This window comes from Bradyrhizobium genosp. SA-4 str. CB756, assembly GCF_000473125.1.
GTDB lineage: Bacteria > Pseudomonadota > Alphaproteobacteria > Rhizobiales > Xanthobacteraceae > Bradyrhizobium > Bradyrhizobium arachidis.
In genome coordinates, this window is sequence record NZ_KI421499.1 from 4,127,905 (window position 1) to 4,142,550 (window position 14,646).

The following is a 14,646-nucleotide window of genomic DNA, read 5'->3' on the forward strand; positions in this document are numbered from 1 at the left end:
GTGCTTCGTATTGGGGGATGTCATGACGGATTCCGAACTTCGCGCTGATCTTCACAGCATCGAGCCAATTCCGGATGCGGACCGGGACTCAACCGGGCCGCAGCAGATGTGGATCTGGGCCGGCGCCAACATCGCGCCAGTGAACTGGGCGCTCGGCGCGCTCGGCATCATCCTCAAGCTAGGCCTGATGGAGACGATCGCAGTCATCGTGCTCGGCAATATCGTCGGCTGCGCGATCTTCGCGACCTTCACGGTGATGGGACACAAGACCGGCGTCAACCAGATGGTGCTGAGCCGCTCCGCGTTCGGGGTCCGCGGCGCCTACCTGCCGAGCATCCTGATGTTCCTGATGACGCTGGGCTGGATCGGGGTCAACACCTACTTCCCGGTCAAGGTCTCGATGGGCATCCTCGGGCAGTTCGGCGTGCCCGACACATGGCCGATCGAGATCGTCGTCATCACGCTGGTGATGGCCGTGCAGGTGCTGATCGGAATCTACGGCTTCTACGCGATACGCACCTTCGAGAAGTACACGGTGCCGCCGACCATCGCCATTATGGTGCTGATGAGCGTCTTGGCATGGACGCGCCCGGGTGTCGTCAACTGGAGCCTGACGAGCTCGCTGGCTCCGGGCGCACATCTGGCGATGCTGACGCTGCTGACGACCGCGATCGGGGTCGGCTGGGGCATTTCCTGGGTGACCTGGGCCTCCGACTATTCGCGCTTCGTGCCGAGAAGCGTGCCGTCGAAATCCGTCTTCTGGTACAGCTATGTCGGCATGTTCGTACCCACGGTCTGGCTCGGCATTCTCGGCGCGACGATCGCCTCGACGACGCTGGATACCGATCCCGCCAAGATGGTGAGCGCGGTATTTGGGGGGCCCGTCAGCATCCTGGTCCTCCTGATGGTGTTGCACGGCCCGATCGCCACCAACATCCTCAACGTCTATTCGGCGACATTGGCAGCGCTGAGCGCGGGGCTGAAATTCTCGCGCTTCTGGCTCACCGTCATCGTCGGCGTCGCCGGCTATCTGGTCACGCTGTACTTCATCTTCGCGCCGTCTTTCGCGAAAGCGTTCGACAACTGGATGATCAGCCTGCTCTTGTGGATGAGCCCATGGGCCGGGGTGGTGCTGGCCGACTTCTTCATCAAGCGGAAGGGCAAGATCGACATCGCCGAGCTCTATCGCTCGCCGGAGACCAGCGCCTATGGCGACATCAACTGGGCCGGCATGATCGCCTTCCTTGCGGGCCTCGTTGCCGGATGGCTGGTCGAGGACGGCCTCGTCGGCGCGCTGCAGGGGCCGATCTCGATCAACCTGCTCGGCGGTGCCGACCTGAGCTGGCTGTTCGGCATCGGGGTTGCGGGCCTCGTCTATCTCGGGCTCGGCAAGCTCTCGACCTCACCCTCCTCCATCGTAGCGAGCGGCGCAGGCAGATAGCAGCGGCAGTGACGGTAGAGTGATGGACCACGTTCTGCGATCCATTCCCGGAAACGTCCAGTGGGGACTCTGGGACGGACGATTGAAGCCGGTGCTGCGGATCGCATCCGGAGACCGGGTGACCATCGAAACGCTTTCGGGCGAGCCGGACGATCTGCCCGATCCGTCGCTCGGCTTTGACATCGTTCCCGGGCATGCGGAGGTGCTGGCAAGCACGTTTCGCGGTCCGGGGCCGCACCTGCTCACCGGGCCGATCCACGTCGAGGGCGCCGAGCCCGGCGACGTGCTGGAAGTGCGCGTGCTTAATATCGAGCTACGCTGCAATTGGGGCTGGAACCTCCAGGTGCCGATGCTCGGCACGCTACCCGAGGATTTTCCCGAATTCCGTCGCATCCACATTCCGCTTGACCGCGCGCGCAACGTGGCGCGCCTGCCCTGGGGACAAGAGCTGCCGCTGTCCCCCTTCTTCGGCAATTTCGGCGTCGCGCCACCGCCGGGCTGGGGCCGGCTGTCCTCGAAGGAGCCGCGGGCGTTCGGCGGCAACATGGACAACAAGGAGCTCGGCGCTGGCAGCACGATCTATTTTCCTGTCTTCGTGCCGGGCGCACTGTTCTCCGCCGGCGACGGCCATGCGCTGCAGGGCGATGGCGAGGTCTGCCTGACGGCGATCGAGGCTGCTCTCACCGGTACCTTCGAATTCCATGTCCGGCGCGATCTTCGCCTCGCCTCCCCGCGCGCGGAAACCGCAGTCGACTGGATCACGATGGGATTCGATGAAGACCTCGACGATGCGGCCAAGGCGGCGCTGCGCGACATGATCGCGCTGATCCGCGAGAGGAGCGGCCTCAGCACGCAGGACGCCTATACGCTGTGCTCGATCGCCGCCGACCTCAGGATTACGCAGATGGTCGACGGCAACAAGGGCGTCCACTGCGTCCTGGCGAAATCCCGCATGCCCTGACCGCGTTCTTCGCTGGACCAGGCGCCGCGCGAGCTGCGCCTGGTCAGATCAGGCTCGACTTGCCGCGGCTCAGCACCTCACCCGCGCCTTTGTCGCCGACGATCTCGCCCTGGTCGTACACGACCCGGCCGCGGGCGATGGTGGTGACGGGCCAACCGGTGACATCAAAGCCTTCCCAGGGCGTATAGTCCGCGCCGTGGTGAAGATCGGCCTGCTGAATCTTCTTCTTCAGCTTGGGATCCCACAGCACGATATCGGCATCGAAGCCGACGCCGATCGAGCCCTTGCGCGGATAGAGACCGTAGATCCTCGCGTGGTTGGTCGCCGTTAGCTCGACGAACCTTTGCAGGGTGATGCGTCCCTTCGAGACGCCTTCTGAGAACAGGATCGGCAGCCGCGTCTCGACGCCGGGAATGCCGTTCGGCACCCAGCGGAACGAGGTGCGGGCGTTCGGCGTCAGCTTACCCTTGGGATCATCGTAGCGGAATGGGCAGTGATCGGACGAGAAGGTCTGGAACACGCCTGACGTGATGCCCTCCCAGATCGCCTGCTGGCTCTCGACATCACGCGGCGGCGGCGAGCAGACATATTTCGCGCCCGTGATGTCCATGTTCAGGCCCTTCATGTCGTCGGCCGTGAGCGTGATGTATTGGGGGCAGGTCTCGGCATGCACAGGCAAGCCGCGCTGCTGGGCCCAGCGCACCTGCTCCATCGCCTCGCGCCCAGAGACGTGCACGATCATGATGGGAACGCCGATCACCTCAGCATGGCTGATGGCGCGATGTGTCGCCTCGCGCTCGACCGCTTGGGGCCGCGAAGTGCCGTGATAGTAGGGCGCGATGTGGCCCTCGCGTTCGAGCTTGCTGGTGAGGAAGCGAATGGCGTCGTAGCCTTCGCAATGAACCATGACCAGTGCCTCCTCGCGGCGCGCGACCTCGAACACCTCGAGCAGCTGCTTGTCGCTGAGCACGAGGTCGTCATAGGTCATGAACACCTTGAACGAGGTGTAGCCGTCCTTGACGAGGGCCGGCAGCTCCTGCCCGAGCACCACTGCGGTCGGATCGGAGATGATGAGGTGGAAGGCGGTGTCGATGTAGCACTCGCCCTCGGCGAGCTTGCGATAGTCCTCGACACAAGTGCGCAGCGAGGTGCCTTTCTCCTGCAGCGCGAAGGGCAGCACCATGGTGTTGCCGCCGGCCGCTGCCGCGCGCGTCGCCGAGGCAAAATCGTCGGCCATCACCACGTCGGGGCCCGAGGGCTGGGAGATGTGGACGTGGCTGTCGATGCCGCCCGGCAGCGCCAGCAGACCCGTCGCGTCGATCTCACGGGCCGCGCCCTCGATGCGGTCGGCGATGCTGACGATGCGGCCGCCGCGAATTCCGATATCGGCGCGAAACTCGTCGCTGGCCGTCACGATGGTACCGCCGCGAATGGCGAGATCGAGCTGCGTCACAGGGCTCTCCGTCATTTGATGATCGCCGATGTCTGGAAAATGCGTCCCCACTGCGCGAGGGCTGCGATGTCGCCGCCGGCCAGCTCCAGCGTTCGCCACAGCGTGACCGCCACCGAATCGAGCACGGCAACGTTCAATTCCCGCTCGAGCGAGGCCGCAAGCGCCGCGCCATCGAGATTAGTGCAGAGGACGATTGCGGCATCGGCCCCCTCCGCCGCGACGGCGCGGATCATGTCCGCTATCGCCGCGGGCGTGACCTCACCGAAGGAAAAATTGTCACGCAGACCGAGATGCCGCTCAGCATGCGGCGCGATGCCTTCCGTCGCCCAGACGTCGGCGATCCGCCGCTGCACATCGTCCGTGTAGGGCGATACGAGGCCGACGCGCTTGCTGCCGAGCGCGCGGGCGGCATCGATGCAGGCCAGCGTCGACGTCGTCGCGGGCTTGCCGGTGCGCGCGGTGATCGCCTCGCAAAGGCTCCGGTCGCGGTCGATGCCGAGCCAGCTCGCCGACGTGCCGTTCCAGGCGATGGCATCGACCTTGGCGTCGGCCAGCAGATCCGCCGCCGGCAGCATCGCCGAGGCGTCGAACTGGCTCAGTGCCGCGGCATCGAGCGCGATCTCGGTGACGCGAAAGCGCGAGAAATGCGCGGTGACGTCCGCCACACCATGCAGCATGGCACTGGTGACGGGCTCCAGTACCGAATTGGAGGACGGGGTGATCATACCGAGACGCATGTAGGGCCATATAGCCATGAATTGGAAGTGGAAATCAGGCGGGCAGAAGCGAAACAGGCGAACCAATGTGTGGGATAGCTTCGACCAGCTCGCGCGTGTAATCCGTCTGCGGATTGGCAAACAGAGCGAGGCTCTCGCCCTGCTCGACGATGCCACCGGCGCGCAGCACGATGGTCCGGCTGCACATCATGCGTACCACGTTGAGGTCGTGGCTGACGAACAGGAAAGCGAGATTGTCCTCGCGCCGAAGCCGGTCGAGCAGCTGCAGCACTACGGCCTGCACCGAGACATCGAGCGCCGCAGTGGGCTCGTCAAGCACCAGCAAACGCGGCCGACATGCAATGGCGCGGGCGATGCCGATGCGCGCCTTCTGGCCACCCGACAATTGATGCGGGAAGCGTGACAACAATTCACGCGGCAGGCCGACGCGGTCGGCGCACTCCTCGACCCGGGAACGCAGCGCGTCGCCGGGGCGCAGGCCGGTGAGCCTCAGCAGCGGATGAGCAATGCAGTCGAACGCGGTAAAGCGCGGATTGAGGCTCTCGTGCGGATCCTGAAAGACGATCTGGATTTCCTTGCGTAGCGGCGAGCGATGAAAATCACGCGCCGGCAGCTTTGCGATCGAATAGCCGTCGAACAGGATGTCGCCTGCGCTCGGATCGATCAGCCGGCAGATCATGCGGGCGGTGGTGCTCTTGCCGGAGCCGGACTCCCCGACCAGGCCGACGCTCTCGCCCGCCGCCATGGTCATCGAGAAATCCGCCACCGCAGCGGCGCCGTCGTCGAAACGCTTGACGACGTGCTGGACGTCCAGCAGCGGCGGCGTGCCCGGCGCCGGCGTCGGCCGCTCCTTCACCTCGACAACCGGCAGAGCTTCGTCGGCCGGCACGAGGTCGCCGACACGCGATGTCGCGGTCGGCGACGATGCCACCAGTCGCTTGGTATAGGCGTGCTGCGGCGCCCGAAACAATGTCTGCGGCGCGCCTTCTTCCACGAGCCGCCCCTGCTCCATCACCACCACGCGCCGACAATAATGTGCCGCAAGACCAAGATCGTGGGTGATGAGGATTGTCGTCATTCCCCGTTCGGCGACGATGCGCGCCAGGAGGTCCATGACCACCTTTTGTGTCGTCACATCGAGGCCGGTGGTCGGCTCGTCGGCAATCAGAAGTGATGGATTACAGGAGATCGCGATCGCGATCATCACGCGCTGGCACATGCCGCCGGAGAGCTCGTGCGGATAGGCATCCAGCCGCCGGTCGGGATCGCGGATCTGCACCGCGCGCAGCAACTTCAGCGCCTCGGCCCGCGCCTCCTGCTTCGAGAGCCGCCGATGCGAAAGGACGGCATCGGCGATCTGGGCACCGACGGTGCGGATCGGATTGAGCGCGGCGCGCGGATTCTGGAAGATCATCGCCATGTTGGCGCCGTGCAGGTTGCGCAGCTCCGCCCCTGACGCGCGCGTAATGTCCTGGCCTCTGAACTTGACACGACCGGCCGTGATGCGACCCGCTTTGTCGAGCAGGCCCGTGACCGCGAAGCCGGTGACTGATTTGCCGGACCCGCTCTCACCGACGAGGCCCAGCATTTCACCCGGCTGGAGCGACAGCGAGACGCCCCGCAGCGCCTCGACGAGCCCGCGCCGGGTCGAGAACGTGACGCCGAGATTGTCGATTTCGAGCAGTGGCGACATCATGTGCGCATGCGCGGATCGAGGATATCGCGCAACCCGTCGCCGAGCAGGTTGAAGCAGAGCACGGCCAGCATCAGGGCCAGTCCCGGAAACGACACCAGCCACCACCTGCCCGTCGAGATGAAGCGCGCGCCCTCGGCGACCATGATGCCCCATTCCGGCGTCGGCGGCTTGACGCCCAGGCCGATGAAGGAGAGGCCCGCGGCATTCAGGATCGCCCAGCCGAGATTGAGCGACATCTGCACCGCCATCGCCGGCAGCACGTTGGGTAGCAGGAAGCGCAGCACGACGGAGACATGCCCATCGCCGCAGGCGCGCGCCGCCTCCACCCAACCGAGATTGCGGCGGATGTTGACCTCCGCGCGCGCGAAGCGGATGTAGAACGGCAGATTGATGATCGCGGTCGCGATGACGATATTCTCGACCCGGTTGCCGAGCGCTGCGACCATGGCCATGGCGAGCACGAACAGCGGAAAGGCCATCAGCACGTCGACGAACCGGCCGACCGCGCGATCGAGCTTGCCGCCGACATAGCCGCAGAGCGAGCCGATCACCGCGCCGATCACGAAGGACACGCTGACGGCCGTCACGGCGATGGCGAGATCGAGCCGCGTGGCGACGATCAATCGGCTGAAGACATCGCGGCCGAGCTGGTCGGTGCCGGCCCAGTGGAGTGCGCTCGGCGGCTGCAGCGCACGCGGCACGTCCGAAGCGACGGGATCATAAGGCACCAGCATGGGGCCGAAGATCGCGACCAGCGCCAGCAATATCGCCGCCGCGGCGGCAATCGCGGTAACGAGGTTACCGCGCAGCACCCACACGGTGTGACGCAGCCCCGACGATGTTGCTGTAAGGCTCATGCGACCGTCGCCCTGGGATCGGCGATGCCGTAGAGCACATCGACCAGGAGATTGACCGCGACGAAGATGCTGGCCATCAGCAGCACGAAGCCCTGCACCGGCGCATAGTCGGAGACCAGCAGCGCATCGAGCGCGTAGGACGCAACGCCCGGCCAGGAGAACACTTTCTCGACCAGCACATTGGCACCGAGCATGGTCGAGAACACAATGCCGGCGATGGTGATCACGGGCAGGATTGCATTCCGCAGCGCATAGGTCACCACGATCTGCCAGCGCGACAGGCCGATCGAGCGCGCGGTACGCACGAAATCGCTGCCGAGCGACACCAGCATCGAGGCACGGGTGATGCGGGCGAGCGGCGCGATCACGAACAGCGCCATCGTGAAGGCAGGCAGCATCAACTGACGCGCCGCGGCCCACCAACCCTCGACGTCACCCGCGAGCAGGAAATCCACCATCAGGAAGCCGGTGCGTGCCGGCGGCACCGAGGCGAAGACGTCGATCCGTCCGGTCGGATCGGGGGCAAGACCCAGCAGATAGTAGAACACGTAGATCAGCAGCAGTCCGGAGACGAAGGTCGGCACGCAGACGCCGAGCGAGCAGAACAGCCGTACGCCGTGATCGATCAGCGAGTTCGGCCGCAGCGCGGCCAGCACGCCGAGCGGCACCGCCGCGATCAGCGCGATCACGAGCGCGGTCAGCGTCAGCTCGAGCGAGGCCGGCAGGCGCTGCTGCAGGTCCTTGGCGACCGGCTGCCCCGTCATCATGGAACGGCCGAGATTGCCGCGGCCGACATCGTAGAGATAGATGCCGAGCTGCTCCGGCAGCGACCGGTCCAGCCCGAGTTGCTTGCGGACGACCTCGATCTCCTCCTTGCCGGCACTGGGACCGGAGGCAAAGAACACGGCGGGATCGCCTGGCAACACCCGCATCAGGAGGAAAGTGAAGACCAGCACGCCGAACAGCGCCGGCAGTGACGAGAGAAACCGCTGCCCAGCCCGGATCAAAGTTGCACCGATCGTGCCCATGCTCTTCGCCGTGCTCCCTGCTCCGCTGCTATTTGCGGCTCAGGTTACGATAATCCACCTGGCGGGTGAATTGATAGACATAGCCGTCAAGATTGGCGACCATCACTGCGTCCTGCGCCGGCTGCCAGAGCGGGACCTGGAACATCTGCTCGAAATGGATGGCGTTGAGCTCCTTGCCCTCCGCCTCGTACTTCGCCTTGTCCGGCTCGAAGCGCGCTGCCTGCGCGATCTTCTCCAGCTCGGCATTGTCCGTGGAGGAATAGTTCCAGCGCTGATTGCCGGTATAGAAGTTGCGGTAGAAATAATCGGTCGACGGCAGCCAGGCGACAATGCCTTCGGTGAAGAATGGCAGCTTCTTCTCATTGATCGAGGTCGACATCTGCGCATCCGGCAGCTTCTGGATGTCGACCTTGATGCCGATCTTCTCCAGCGATTCCTTGACCAGGGCGGCCATCGGTTCGGCAGTCGCGGCCTGACCGACGTTGAAGCTGAAGGTCGTGGCGAAACCTTCGGGCACGCCGGCCTCCTTCAGATAGGCCCGCGCCTTCTCCAGATCGAGCTTGACCGGTTGCGGGATCGGATAGCCGCCGCTCGGCGGCGTACCGTCGGCCCAGCTGGCACCGAACAGCGGCGTGCCGCGGCCGAACAGCGCCGCCTTGAACATGTCATCATAGGGTAGCGCCGCGGCGACCGCCCGGCGGACGTTGACGTTGTCGAACGGCGGGATCTTGTTGTTCATCGAGATGAAGGTCACCGCATTGTATTGCGGCGTCGAAATCACCTTCAGCTTGCCTTTGGCCTCCAGCGCCTGGACGTCGCTGGCCTGCAGGTCGATCACGAGGTCCGCGTCGCCGCGCTCGACCAGATTGGCGCGCGTCGCCGGCTCCGGTACCGACTGGATGATCAGCCGCTTGAAGGACGCCGGCTTGTCCGGCGAGCCGCGATTCCAGGCCTCGTTGCGCTTGGCGATCGCCTGCTCGCCCGGCTTGAAGGTTTCGACGATATAGGCGCCGCTGCCCGCCTCGTTCTCCTTCAGCCAGCTCAGCGCCCAAGGATCCTCAGGAGTCGCATGCGATTTGGCGAGCTTGGAATTGATGATGATGGGATAGACGGTCGCAAGGTTCGGCAGCGCCAGCTTGTCGGGCCGCGGCAATGTCACTTCAAGGGTCAGCGGATCGATCACCTTGAACTGGTCGGCGCTGGTCAACGATCCCGTCAGCAATTGCGCCTTGCCGAGTACCGGCGCGGTGACGCAGCGGTCGAGCGACCACTTCACGTCTTCTGCAGTAACCGGCGAGCCGTCGTGGAACTTGGCGTCGGGACGAAGCTTGAAGGTGATCTTCAGGCCATCGGAGCTGACGCTGAAGGACTCCGCGAGCTCGCCATTGATGGTATCGAGATCGAACACCCATTTGCCGTTGAGCTGTTTGCGGCCGAACGACACCAGCCGGTCATAGCTGCTCATGCTGAGCGCGAAGGCTTCGCGGGTCGAGCCGGGAATGTTGGGATCGAGCGTGTTGACCGTTGCCGCCGTCACGTAGCGCAAGGTCTCAGCGCGGCTCTGCGCACGGGCCGCGGGCGCAATCAATGTCGCCGAAAGAAGAACGGCGGACGCCGAAATCAGATGCCTGGAAATCACGGAGTACATCGCCTCTGTCCTTTGTTAGGCCGCGCACGCCCGAAATGGCAGCAAATCATGTGCCAGAAACAGGCAGTTTGGCATGCTTCTTCGTCGCAGTGGAATGCATATGCGCTCGCCGGCATCACGCGCTCCCCTCCGCCGCCGCGGGCGCGCGCCGGATTACAGCTTGAGGGACATCATAGGCCTGGAATGCCGCCCAGTGCTTGTCGATATCGGCGCGGAACAGGTCGCGCGTGAGGCCGTGGACCAGCTTCGGCACCGCCGTCGTCATCGCATTGATCGAGGAGCCGGACGGACCAAAGCTCATGGTCGAGGCGATGGCGAACAGGTGAATGCCGGAGATCCACGGTGTTCGTCCAACCGCGCGCTCGCAGAAGGCATAGTCGTCCGACAAATAAGGAAAGGCGCCAAGGCGCGGGCTCTGTTCCTGCGCCGGCGGCGTGTAGCAGTCGGCCCAGCGCGCGATGTTATCGGCGCATCGCTTCAGCTCGGGGCGACCGGCAAAGTCCATCATGATGCCGGTGGCGCAGATGACGAAATCGACCGCGATCTCGCCACGTGGCGTGCGCAGCAGCACGCCGTCAACAGTCTCCCGCGCTCCATCGACAGGTGCGCCCTCGCGCAGATGGAACGTCGCGTGCCGGGCGCAGCGATCATAGGTGGCTTGCGGAAATCCCTCGCGCAGCTCGAGCACCGCGCGCATGAAGCGCCAGCGCCAGGAATCGTCGAGCTCGGAAAAATGCCTGAGGAAGCCGCGGAAGGTCAGCCATCGATAGGGCTGCACCAGCTGGATCGCAGCGCGCCGGCACAGCAAATGCACGGCGCCCGCACCAGCCTCGAGTGCCATCGCTGCGTTATCGAAGGCCGAGGCGCCCGCGCCAATCACCGCGACGCGCTTGCCGCGTAGCGCGGTAAAATCGATCGGCGCCGCGCAGGTAACGCATCGCGACGCCGGCAGATGCCGCAATGGTTCGGGAATGCTCCAATCGCCCATGCCTTCCTGTCCCGTCGCGAGCACGATCTTGCGGGCGTAAAGCACCTCCTCGCCATGAGCAGTGCTCACTGTTGCCTGCAATAGGCCGTTAGCCTCAGGTGCAATATCGGTCACCTCGCAGCCATTGTGCACCGGTAGACCGAGCACCTTGCGATACCACGACAGATAGGCCGCCCAATATTCGCGCGGGATCAGACCAAGATCGCGCCAGCTCTCCGTTCCGAATTTGGCCTCGTGCCAGGCCTGATAGGTCAGGCTCGGCAGGTCGAGATCAGGGCCGGTGTAGTCCTTCGGACTGCGCAGGGTCGGCATCCGCGCATAGGTCAGCCATGGGCCTTCGCAATCCTCATCCGCCTTGTCGAGCACGCGGATGTTGGTGACCTGCGAGCGCTGCAGGCCGAAAGCCGTCGCAAGTCCGGATTGACCAGCCCCAACAATGAGCACGTCCAGAGCGCGGCTGCCATCGGGAGCCGTCATCGGCGTCAGCCAGGGCATGCCTGGATGCGCCGTCTTGGCAAGATCGGCGCGGACCTGAACTGCAAGTGCTGCAAGCCCATCACTCATGCCGCAAGCCACCCGCCATCGACTGGAAGCACCGTGCCGGTGACGAAGGAGGAATCGTCACTGGCGAGATAGAGCGCGGCCGCCGCCACCTCGTCGGCGCGGCCGAATCGCTTCATGGCATGACGCTGCCGCGAGGCCTCGCGCACCGGCTCGGGATCGGCATGGCGCGCAAAACTGCGGCGCAGCAGCGGCGTGTCGATCGCGCCGGGCGCCAACGCGTTGACACGGATGCCATCGGTCGCGAAATCGATGGCCATGGTGCGGGTCAGGCTGACGATGGCGCCCTTGGCCGCAATATAGGCGCTGTTGCCCTTGCCGCCAGCGATCGCCAGCTGCGACGCCAGCGTGATGATGGCGCCCTTGCCTTGCCGCTGCATGATCGGCACTGCCGCGCGCGCCCACAACCAGGTGCCGCCGACATTGGCACGGAATACCGCCTCCCAATCCGCCAGCGCGGTCGTGATCACGGTACCGCCGCAGGAGAAGCCGGCAGACGTCATCAGCACGTCCAGCCTGCCGCCGCTTGTTGCGACACTTTCGACGGTGGCGCTTGCAAAATCGGCGTCGCCGACATCGCCAACATGGACGCTGCCGCTGCCCCCCTGTTCGCGAAGCATCGCCAGCGTTTCGGCTGCGCTGTCAGCATCGCGATCGACCAGCGCAACGAAGGCGCCTTCGCGGGCGAACAGAACGGCGCTGGCCCGGCCGATCCCGGAGCCGCCGCCTGTGATGATGGCCACCCTGCCCGCCAGCTTCATCTCAGGCGCCCCCTCGATCATGATCATGCAACCAGCGCCGCATATGCTCCGCTGACTCCTCGCAGCCAAATTTGGCACGCCATCCGAATTCGTCGGCCATGCGCTGTACCGACAGCGGCGCCCGGGTCGGGCCGTGCACCGTCACGGTTGGTGTCTCGCCGGAGACAGCCACGCGGCAAACGAAACCGCTGTCCGGGTCGGCAAAAACCTTATCGGCAAAAGCCTTGCCCCAGGCCTCGGCGGTGAACGTCACGCCGCTCGAGATATTGTAAAGCATGTGACGGGGCCGGGCGGCATCGAGCAGCACGCCGACGGCGGCGGCGACGTCGGCGGCATAGACCCAGTCCCGTGCACCGGGCTCGCTGAGCAACGCCGGCGCGCCCCGCCGCGCGCAATCCACAATCAGCGCCTGCGGCGATGGCGTGTCGCGGACACCGCCTGCACGCTCGTACGGGCCGAACACGCCCGAGAGCCGGACGCTGATCACATCGGCCTGCCAGAGGTCGGAGAGCCGCGCCACCACACGCTCAGAGGCGAATTTCGTGATCGCATACAGCGATTGCGGATCGCAGGGCGTCGTCTCTTCGAGCAGCGGATAATGCAGGCCGCTCGCGCCATAGCTTGCAGCGGACGACAGGTTGATCACACGCCGCACCTTTGCCTTGCGCGCAGCGGTCAGGATCGGCACCTGCGCCAGCAGATTGACGGCCAGGATGCGCTCCGGCTCGGCGGCATCGCGCGCTGCGCCTGCCGTGATCGCGGCGCCAAGCACCACGGCATCGCATCCCGGCCCGACTGCGGCCTCAACCGCGCTGTGCTCGGTCACGTCCCCTCGCAGCACCCGCAAGCGTTCACCGTAAGGCGCAAAGGCGCAGCGCGCCTCCACCGGCAACTCGGCCTGATCGAACAGCGTGACCGCATGGCCGCGGGCAAGCAGCAGCTCCGCGATATTGAGCCCGACAAAGCCTGCGCCGCCGAAGATCACGACCCTCATCTCGCGGTCCGCTCACAATAGCTTGGCGCCAAAATTCTGCTCCGGGTTCATGTCCGAGACCAATCGACCGGTCGGTTTCGCCGCCTCGCCGCCGCTGCGCGCCAGGAAGCGGCCGGAGCCCGGCGAGGCGTTCAGCTTGCCGCTTTCGACGATGACGCGGCCGCGGGAGAGCACCGTCACCGGCCAGCCCTGCAGCGAACGGCCGGCGAACGGCGTGTAGCCGGCCAGATCATGCATCATCGCGTCGGTGACGGTCACGCGGCGATCGGGATCCCAGATCGCGATATCGGCGTCAGCGCCGACGGCGATCGAGCCCTTGCGCGGATGCAGATTGTAGATCTTGGCCGGCGCGGTCGCGGTCAGCTCGACGAACTTCTCGAGGCCGAGCCGTCCCTTGGAGACCATCGCATCGAACAGCAGCGGCAGCCGCATCTCGAGGCCCGGCAGGCCGTTGGCCACCTGCTTGAAGTTCGGGTTCGGCCCGGCGCGAAGCTTGCCGGTCTCGTCGAAGCGATACGGCGCATGGTCGGAGGAGATGGTTTGCAGATCGCCGAGCGATAACGCCTTCCACAGCGCCTCCTGGTCGTCCTTGCGGCGCGGTGGCGGGCTACACATCCATTTGGCGCCTTCCGCGCCCGGCTTGTCGAGATCGTCGGCGGTGAGGAACAGGTATTGCGGGCAGGTTTCGGCAAACACTTTCAACCCCTGCCCGCGGGCATCGCGGATCGTCCGCGCGCCTTCGGCGGTCGAGACGTGGAAGATCATGATCGGCTGGTCGACCAGGGCCGCCATGCCGATCAGGCGGTTGAACGCCTCTGCTTCCGAAAAGCGCGCATGGCTGATCGCGTGATATTTCGGATGAGTGTAGCCGCGCGCGAGCAGGCGCTTCACCATCCAGGAGATGATGCCGTGATTTTCCGCATGGGCGCACAGCATCGCGCCGCCCTCGCGCGCGGCGATGAGGATATCAAGCAGCGGCTCGTCATCGATCTTCAGCCGGTCATAGGTCATGAAGATCTTGATCGAGCCATGGCCCTGGCGGATCAGCGCCGGAAGGTCGCGCTCAAGCGCTTCCTTGGTCGGATCGGCGATGATCATGTGGAAGGCGTAGTCGATCACCGCGCCATTTCGCGCGAGTGCGTGATAATCCTCCAGAATCTGCCCCAATTGCATGCCGACATGCTGCGCGGCAAAGGAGATGACCGAGGTCGTGCCGCCGAAGGCCGCCGACGTCGTGGCACTCTCGAAGGTGTCGGCATTCATGATGCCGGCAGCGGACAACTGTTCGATGTGACAATGGCTGTCGACGCCACCGGGCAGCACGAGCTTGCCGCGCGCATCGATCTCGCGCTTGGCCGGACCGAGCACGCGCCCCATCGCAACGATGACCTCACCTGCGATCGCCACGTCGGCCTCGAACACGTCGGTGGTCGTGGCGACGCGCCCGCCACGGATGATCAGGTCATAGGCGGGTTCGGTCATGACGATGTCTCCTTGCGTAATTGTTGTCGTCCGGCGCGC

General features: G+C 65.2%; 12 protein-coding genes. 2 read left to right on the forward strand and 10 right to left on the reverse strand.

What is annotated here, in order from left to right; genetic code table 11:
- Positions 1 to 22 precede the first annotated feature (22 nt).
- Positions 23 to 1,441 carry a cytosine permease gene (locus BRAGE_RS0120405; RefSeq protein WP_027557187.1) on the forward strand — a complete coding sequence of 473 codons (1,419 nt, stop codon included), beginning with the start codon at positions 23 to 25 and terminating at the stop codon, positions 1,439 to 1,441.
- 19 nt (positions 1,442 to 1,460) lie between these two features.
- Positions 1,461 to 2,402 (forward strand): acetamidase/formamidase family protein, encoded by a 942-nt coding sequence (locus tag BRAGE_RS0120410; RefSeq protein WP_416207743.1) that lies wholly within the window; start codon positions 1,461 to 1,463, stop codon positions 2,400 to 2,402.
- A gap of 43 nt (positions 2,403 to 2,445) precedes the next feature.
- Here the strand turns inward: BRAGE_RS0120410 and hydA (BRAGE_RS0120415) are convergent, their stop codons facing one another.
- From hydA (BRAGE_RS0120415) to hydA (BRAGE_RS0120460), 10 genes are all read right to left on the reverse strand, one after another.
- Entirely contained in the window at positions 2,446 to 3,870 is a 1,425-nt protein-coding gene (gene hydA, locus BRAGE_RS0120415; RefSeq protein ID WP_092218539.1) for a dihydropyrimidinase, read from the reverse strand.
- The gene (locus tag BRAGE_RS0120420) at positions 3,867 to 4,592 is read right to left on the reverse strand and encodes a maleate cis-trans isomerase family protein (RefSeq protein WP_035729902.1); all 726 of its coding nucleotides are present in this window, start codon (positions 4,590 to 4,592) and stop codon (positions 3,867 to 3,869) included. Before BRAGE_RS0120420 ends, hydA (BRAGE_RS0120415) begins: the two co-directional genes overlap by 4 nt.
- Positions 4,593 to 4,626: 34 nt before the next feature.
- The gene (nikE, locus tag BRAGE_RS0120425) at positions 4,627 to 6,288 is read right to left on the reverse strand and encodes a nickel ABC transporter ATP-binding protein NikE (RefSeq protein WP_027557183.1); all 1,662 of its coding nucleotides are present in this window, start codon (positions 6,286 to 6,288) and stop codon (positions 4,627 to 4,629) included.
- Positions 6,285 to 7,145 carry an ABC transporter permease gene (locus tag BRAGE_RS0120430; protein ID WP_027557182.1) on the reverse strand — a complete coding sequence of 287 codons (861 nt, stop codon included), beginning with the start codon at positions 7,143 to 7,145 and terminating at the stop codon, positions 6,285 to 6,287. The genes nikE and BRAGE_RS0120430 overlap by 4 nt, the downstream gene beginning before the upstream one ends.
- Entirely contained in the window at positions 7,142 to 8,173 is a 1,032-nt protein-coding gene (locus tag BRAGE_RS0120435; protein ID WP_027557181.1) for an ABC transporter permease, read from the reverse strand. The genes BRAGE_RS0120430 and BRAGE_RS0120435 overlap by 4 nt, the downstream gene beginning before the upstream one ends.
- Positions 8,174 to 8,201: 28 nt before the next feature.
- A complete protein-coding gene (locus BRAGE_RS0120440) occupies positions 8,202 to 9,821 on the reverse strand; it encodes an ABC transporter substrate-binding protein (protein ID WP_027557180.1) in 1,620 nt (539 codons plus the stop codon).
- 115 nt (positions 9,822 to 9,936) lie between these two features.
- Positions 9,937 to 11,373 (reverse strand): NAD(P)-binding domain-containing protein, encoded by a 1,437-nt coding sequence (locus BRAGE_RS0120445; RefSeq protein WP_027557179.1) that lies wholly within the window; start codon positions 11,371 to 11,373, stop codon positions 9,937 to 9,939.
- Positions 11,370 to 12,131: an SDR family oxidoreductase gene (locus tag BRAGE_RS0120450; protein ID WP_027557178.1), complete on the reverse strand. Its 762-nt coding sequence runs from the start codon at positions 12,129 to 12,131 to the stop codon at positions 11,370 to 11,372. Before BRAGE_RS0120450 ends, BRAGE_RS0120445 begins: the two co-directional genes overlap by 4 nt.
- A gap of 1 nt (position 12,132) precedes the next feature.
- Entirely contained in the window at positions 12,133 to 13,125 is a 993-nt protein-coding gene (locus BRAGE_RS0120455; RefSeq protein WP_027557177.1) for an NAD-dependent epimerase/dehydratase family protein, read from the reverse strand.
- Between the two features lie 12 nt (positions 13,126 to 13,137).
- On the reverse strand, positions 13,138 to 14,607 hold the full coding sequence (gene hydA / locus BRAGE_RS0120460; RefSeq protein ID WP_027557176.1) for a dihydropyrimidinase: 1,470 nt from the start codon (positions 14,605 to 14,607) through the stop codon (positions 13,138 to 13,140).
- Between the last annotated feature and the right edge of the window lie 39 nt (positions 14,608 to 14,646).

Bases quoted from the DNA above. Each gene is read 5' to 3' on its own strand.
- BRAGE_RS0120405 (WP_027557187.1), top strand. From the start codon at position 23: ATGACGGATTCCGAACTTCGCGCTGATCTTCACAGCATCGAGCCAATT.
- hydA (WP_092218539.1), bottom strand. From the start codon at position 3,870: ATGACGGAGAGCCCTGTGACGCAGCTCGATCTCGCCATTCGCGGCGGT.
- BRAGE_RS0120420 (WP_035729902.1), bottom strand. From the start codon at position 4,592: ATGCGTCTCGGTATGATCACCCCGTCCTCCAATTCGGTACTGGAGCCC.
- nikE (WP_027557183.1), bottom strand. From the start codon at position 6,288: ATGATGTCGCCACTGCTCGAAATCGACAATCTCGGCGTCACGTTCTCG.
- BRAGE_RS0120430 (WP_027557182.1), bottom strand. From the start codon at position 7,145: ATGAGCCTTACAGCAACATCGTCGGGGCTGCGTCACACCGTGTGGGTG.
- BRAGE_RS0120435 (WP_027557181.1), bottom strand. From the start codon at position 8,173: ATGGGCACGATCGGTGCAACTTTGATCCGGGCTGGGCAGCGGTTTCTC.
- BRAGE_RS0120440 (WP_027557180.1), bottom strand. From the start codon at position 9,821: ATGTACTCCGTGATTTCCAGGCATCTGATTTCGGCGTCCGCCGTTCTT.
- BRAGE_RS0120445 (WP_027557179.1), bottom strand. From the start codon at position 11,373: ATGAGTGATGGGCTTGCAGCACTTGCAGTTCAGGTCCGCGCCGATCTT.
- BRAGE_RS0120450 (WP_027557178.1), bottom strand. From the start codon at position 12,131: ATGAAGCTGGCGGGCAGGGTGGCCATCATCACAGGCGGCGGCTCCGGG.
- BRAGE_RS0120455 (WP_027557177.1), bottom strand. From the start codon at position 13,125: ATGAGGGTCGTGATCTTCGGCGGCGCAGGCTTTGTCGGGCTCAATATC.
- hydA (WP_027557176.1), bottom strand. From the start codon at position 14,607: ATGACCGAACCCGCCTATGACCTGATCATCCGTGGCGGGCGCGTCGCC.